The 4,971-nt window shown below is 66.2% G+C and carries 7 protein-coding genes and 1 pseudogene; 6 read left to right on the top strand and 2 right to left on the bottom strand.

Annotation, left to right across the window (positions count from 1 at the left end; all coding sequences use genetic code 11):
- From I0Q12_RS24515 to I0Q12_RS24500, 4 genes are all read left to right on the top strand, one after another.
- Positions 1 to 563 (top strand): hypothetical protein (locus I0Q12_RS24515; RefSeq protein ID WP_197255580.1); only part of this gene is annotated, 563 nt, incomplete at its 5' end.
- Positions 560 to 1,321, top strand: coding sequence for a hypothetical protein (locus I0Q12_RS24510; protein WP_197255578.1), 762 nt, complete (start codon positions 560 to 562; stop codon positions 1,319 to 1,321). The genes I0Q12_RS24515 and I0Q12_RS24510, both read left to right, overlap by 4 nt.
- A 95-nt stretch (positions 1,322 to 1,416) precedes the next feature.
- The gene (locus tag I0Q12_RS24505; RefSeq protein ID WP_197255590.1) at positions 1,417 to 1,935 is read left to right on the top strand and encodes a cytochrome c oxidase subunit 3; all 519 of its coding nucleotides are present in this window, start codon (positions 1,417 to 1,419) and stop codon (positions 1,933 to 1,935) included.
- 3 nt (positions 1,936 to 1,938) lie between these two features.
- Positions 1,939 to 2,232, top strand: a complete 294-nt coding sequence (locus tag I0Q12_RS24500) for a cytochrome C oxidase subunit IV family protein (protein WP_197255576.1) — start codon at positions 1,939 to 1,941, stop codon at positions 2,230 to 2,232.
- A gap of 13 nt (positions 2,233 to 2,245) precedes the next feature.
- On the opposite strand, the gene I0Q12_RS24495 is transcribed toward I0Q12_RS24500, so the two are convergent.
- Positions 2,246 to 2,842: a hypothetical protein gene (locus I0Q12_RS24495; RefSeq protein ID WP_197255574.1), complete on the bottom strand. Its 597-nt coding sequence runs from the start codon at positions 2,840 to 2,842 to the stop codon at positions 2,246 to 2,248.
- Positions 2,843 to 3,038: 196 nt separating this feature from the next.
- Between I0Q12_RS24495 and I0Q12_RS24490 the strand changes: the two genes are divergently transcribed.
- Positions 3,039 to 3,812: an Ltp family lipoprotein gene (locus tag I0Q12_RS24490; protein WP_197255572.1), complete on the top strand. Its 774-nt coding sequence runs from the start codon at positions 3,039 to 3,041 to the stop codon at positions 3,810 to 3,812.
- Here I0Q12_RS24490 and I0Q12_RS24485 read toward each other — a convergent pair.
- Positions 3,809 to 4,651, bottom strand: coding sequence for an enoyl-CoA hydratase-related protein (locus tag I0Q12_RS24485; protein ID WP_197255570.1), 843 nt, complete (start codon positions 4,649 to 4,651; stop codon positions 3,809 to 3,811). The genes I0Q12_RS24490 and I0Q12_RS24485 overlap by 4 nt on opposite strands.
- A gap of 97 nt (positions 4,652 to 4,748) precedes the next feature.
- On the opposite strand from I0Q12_RS24485, the pseudogene I0Q12_RS24480 reads away from it, so the two are divergent.
- A pseudogene (locus I0Q12_RS24480) lies at positions 4,749 to 4,971 on the top strand (hypothetical protein); the annotation flags it as partial.

The raw sequence follows: 4,971 nt of genomic DNA, 5'->3' as shown, positions 1-4,971 counted from the left end.
ACCGGGAGAACACCGCGTGGATCCGGTTCAGCATGGTCACGTTCAACCTCTGCGGAATCATGATCCTGCCGCTGTTCACGGTAATCGTGGTCCAGATGAAACGCATGCGGCAGAGTCACGTGTTCGCCTACTGCTACCTCACCGCGATCGTCAGCGGCGCAACGATCTTCGCGCTGTCGAACATCTTCTTCCTCGTCGCCGCGTTCCGCCCGGAACGCGACCCCGAACTGGTGATGCTCCTCAACGACCTCGCGTGGATCGGGTTCATCGCCCCGATCGGCATGGTGGTCAGCCAGTTCCTGCTGCTGGCGGCCGCGATCTACTTCGACAACGGACCCGACCCGGTGTTCCCGCGCTGGGTAGGGCACTACTCGCTGGCGACCGCGGTCGCGATGATCCCGGCCGCGGCTGCCGCGGTCGTGCAGACCGGCCCGCTGGCGTGGGACGGGCTGCTCTCGTTCTGGTTGCGCAACGGCGCATTCGCCCTGTTCATGATCGTGATGTTCTTCGTGCTGCGCCGAACGCTGCGCCGGCAGGCCCTCACCGAAGGCCTGATCCGATGAGCACCCTGACCCCCGACCGCGACGTCACCCCACGGCCGGCACGCGGCGGCAGACCCGATGTCCGGTTCGTCTACTGGATCTTCCCCGGTTTCTACGCCGCGTTCGGCGTGATCATCTGCCTGCTGACGCGGGTGACGCCACCGCCGCGGCCGGACGTGTCGACCGCGCAGAAGGTCGAGTTCTTCGCGCAACACCACACCACGATCCAGATCGGATTCTGCCTGCTGCTCGTGCTGCTCGGCGGCGCCGCGATCACCAACGGACTGGTCGCCTACCACATGACACGCATGTCGGTCGGTTCCGTCTTCGCCTACGGCTACATCGGCGGCATGGCGGTCGGCGCGCTGCCCGGCTTCCTGCTCGTCGCCGCGTGCTTCCTCACCGCGACCTTCCGGCCCGACCGCGACCCCGGACTCGTCGGCCTGCTCTACGACCTGGGCATGCTGTCCTACAACGGTTCGCTCGGCTGCTTCTCCGCCGCATATCTCGCCCTGGCGATCGCGATCCTCTACGACCGCAACAACATCTTCCCGAAATGGTTTGCGTACGTGAGCATCTGGCAGATCGTCACCGAGGTGATCGCGACCCAGATGTTCGTCTTCGCGTCGGGGCCGTTCGCCTGGAACGGCTCGATCGCCTTCTGGCTTGCCGTCGTCGTGTTCTGCGTGTGGCTGGGAGCGCTGATGGTTCTGCTGAAACAGGCGACCGCACGTGAACCCGCCTACTCGCCGGATCGGACCGAGGAAACCGCGTCATGAACAGTCCGAGTTCGATACCCGTACCGGCACAGACCGCCATCCCGGTCACCGCCCGCACCGCCGCACCGAGCCGGCACCTGCCGGGCGATCGCGACATGTGGGTCATGGTGCTCGGCGACATGCTCATCTTCGGTGGCTACTTCGTCATCTTCATGATCTACCGATCGATGACGCCGGAAGCCTTCCTCGAAGCCCAGCAGCATCTCGACGTGGATATCGGGGTGATCAATACCGTTGTGCTGCTGACTAGTTCGTGGTTCGTCGCACTCAGCGTCCCCGCGGTCCGGAACGGCCGGCACGAACACGGGATCCGGCTGGTGTACGCCGCGGGCGCGTGCGGCGTGCTGTTCACGGCGCTGAAGCTCTACGAGTGGTGCACCAAGATCACCGGCGGGCAGACCAACTCCGAGATGTTCTACTCGTTCTACTACGTGCTCACCGGCGTCCACCTGCTGCACGTGCTGATCGGCCTCGTCGTCCTCGGGGTCGTCGCGCGCGAACTGCGCAATCCCGCCCGGCGCAGGGTGTCGATGGTCGAATCCGGAGCGGTCTACTGGCACATGGTGGACCTGCTCTGGGTGGTCATCTTCGCTCTGCTCTACGTCATGAGGTGACCGGTGACCACAACAACCACTCGACCCGGAACGTCGACGCGCACGATCACCGTCACGTGGCTCGTGCTCACGGCCGTCACGATCGCCTCGTGGTGGCTGGCACCCGACCATTCGCCGACCGCGGTCGGTGCCAGCGCACCGATCACCGTGCTCGTCCTCGCCCTGGCCGCCGTGAAGTGCCGCCTGATCATCCGGACGTTCATGGAGGTTCGCGGGGCCCCGCGCTGGTTGCAGTGGGCGACCGACGGCTGGCTCGTCACGCTGATCGCGACGGTGCTGGTGCTCTACCTGATCTGATCGATCGCGACCCTCACTCGGGGATCACCTGGAAGCCGGCGGTACCGACGGTGGTGGCGCCGTCGGCGCCGATCACCGTCGTCGTGATCGTGTAGTCACCCGGTGCGTCGAGGACCAGTTCGTGTGCGCGGACGCGACCCGAGCACGCGGCACTCCGGTCGGTGTGGCTGTAGTCGCCGGGGCCGGTCACCGTGGACACGACCTGGCAGGTCTCGTTCCATATTTCAGCTCCGGACTCGTCGATGGATCGCCATCGGAACACCACGCCCGCGGTGCCGTAGGTGGTCGCCTGGTACATGTCCGGTCCGACCAGATGCCCGCGCCCGCCCCGCTCGGTGAACACCCGGACCTGCTCGATCGCCGGAGGTCCGGGGGCAGCTGTCGCTGTCACCGGTGTGGTCGTCGGGGTACTCGTGGGCGGAGCGGCAACCCGCACCGGCGAGGTGGGGGCGGTGACGGTCACCGTCGGGGCGGGCGCGGTGACCGTCACGGTCGACGGCGGTGCGGCCACGGGTTCCGGCGCTTCCGGTTCCTCCCGGAGAAGGAGCAGGTAGAGCACCGACAGTACGAGCGTCGCCACCGATGCTCCCGCGAGGGCTGCGATCAGCAAGGCTCCTCGTCCCGATCCGTTACGCCCTGGGCCCGGGTTGGTCATCCGGTGATGGTGTCAGGCGATCGGGCACGGGAATATCGTCCGACCGAACGAAATCCTGGACCGCCCGAAACGAATTCGACTCCGCCGCGACAGTCATGTGACGGTCGACACATGCCGTAACAGAGAATCATTCGCTAGGTAAAGAACAATCATGACGACACCTGCTGGATGGCATCCCGACCCCGAAGGCTCCGGACAACTGCGGTGGTGGGACGGCCAACAGTGGACGTCGGCGGTTCAGCCGTACCCGGCGAGCCCGACGCAGCCCGAACCCATGCCGGAGTTGCATGCGGCTCCGGAGTCCGGCAAGACGAACCGTAAGAAGTGGCCGTGGATCGCGGGGGCGGCAGCGGCACTCGTCGTCATTGCCGGCGCGTTCGGTTCCCTCGACAAGTCCTCTGACGAGGCATCGAGCGCTCAGGCGGAAACGACGCAACCCAGCGCAACACAAACGACCCCGACCACCACGAAACCGACGACCTCGACCACAGCCTCCTCCACAACAACGGCAACAACCACGACTGTCGCCCCGACACGCACGCAGACGCAGGCGGCTCCCGTCGAAACGGTGACGCAGACAGCTACCGTAACGGTCGAATCGGCCACCAGGGCGCCGGCAAGCACACAGGCCGGATTGACGGCAGGACAAAGGAACGCCGTACGATCGGCGAGCGACTATCTCGACTACACCGCATTCTCGCGCCAGGGTCTGATCGAGCAGCTGGAGTTCGAGGACTACTCCACCGAGGACGCGACTTTCGCCGTGGACTACATTTCGCCCGATTGGAACGAGCAAGCAGCGAAATCCGCGGAAATCTACCTCGAATACTCCGCCTTTTCGCGGCAAGGCCTGATCGACCAGTTGATGTTCGAGGGGTACACCAGAGCACAGGCCGAATACGGAGTCGATCAGGCCGGCCTCTAGCCGAACAGATCCGGCAGCCCGTCGGAGATGCGGTTCGGGAACTGAGGTTCCCGCTTCTCGAGGAACGCCTCGACACCTTCGCGCACGTCGTCGGAGGTGCCGCGGACGTAGATGCCGATGGACTCCGCACGGTGCGCGACCTCAGGGCTCGACGCACCGAGCATCCGCCACATCAGTTGCCGGGTCAGGGCCACCGAGACCGGTGCGGTCCCGGTCACCAGTTCGCGGGCGACCTCGAGGGCACGGTCGAGAACGCGCTCGGCCGGGACGATTTCGCGCACGAGGCCACGCGCGAGCGCTTCGTCCACGGGCACCATCTTGCCGCCGGCCGTCCACTCGACGGCGGTGGAGATCCCCACGACGCGGGGCAGGAACCACGTGGAGCAGGCCTCCGGTACCAGCCCGCGGCGTGCGAACACGAATCCGAATTTAGCTGTGTCCGAAGCGATCCGGATGTCGGCGGGCAGCGTCATGGTGACGCCGACCCCCGCGGCGGGACCGTTGATCGCGGCGATCACCGGCTTGGTGGAGCGGAAGATCCGCAGCGAGACCAGACCGCCCGTGTCGGCGGGTGCGCCACCGGTGTCGGGATCGTCGTCGAGGACGAACGTGTCGCCACCCGCCCCGAGGTCCGCGCCGGCGCAGAAGGCACGACCGGTTCCGGTGAGCACGATCGCGCGCACGTCGTCGTCGGCGTCGATCTCGTCGAAGGCCGCGAGGAGCCGGTCGCACATCTCGGTGGTGAATGCGTTGAGCCGATCGGGGCGGTTCAGACGCACGATCGCGACGGCTCCGTCGCGCTCGACTACAACGGATTCCTCGGTACCGGTCTCGGACACGGGCGCCCATCCTTTCAGAGGGTTCGAGCCTTCTGGGTTCGGCCCAACCTACCCGTAGGCTCCCGTCGGGACGCCCGAAGGACTAGTGTTCGGTTGTATGCGCAGGACGGCGAAGATGTTCGCGACGGCTGCGGCACTGACGACGATCATGGTGGGACCCCAGTCCGCATGGGCAGCACCGATACCGGTCCCGGCCCCCGACGGGACGGTGAGCGCCCCCGCGCGCACGCAGATCTCGTTCGCTCCTCTGTCCGGCGCCCGCACCGGAACGGCGAACGAACACGAATCCCGCACGGCGATGTCGATCATCAAGCTCTACC

Origin of the sequence: Rhodococcus sp. CX (assembly GCF_015865005.1) — a bacterium.
Classification (GTDB): domain Bacteria; phylum Actinomycetota; class Actinomycetes; order Mycobacteriales; family Mycobacteriaceae; genus Rhodococcus.
Note: the sequence above shows the minus strand (reverse complement) of the source record. Positions and strands in the feature narration are given on the sequence as shown.

Coding starts and splice junctions, on each gene's coding strand:
- I0Q12_RS24510 (WP_197255578.1), top strand. CDS start 560: ATGAGCACCCTGACCCCCGACCGCGACGTCACCCCACGGCCGGCACGC.
- I0Q12_RS24505 (WP_197255590.1), top strand. CDS start 1,417: ATGTGGGTCATGGTGCTCGGCGACATGCTCATCTTCGGTGGCTACTTC.
- I0Q12_RS24490 (WP_197255572.1), top strand. CDS start 3,039: ATGACGACACCTGCTGGATGGCATCCCGACCCCGAAGGCTCCGGACAA.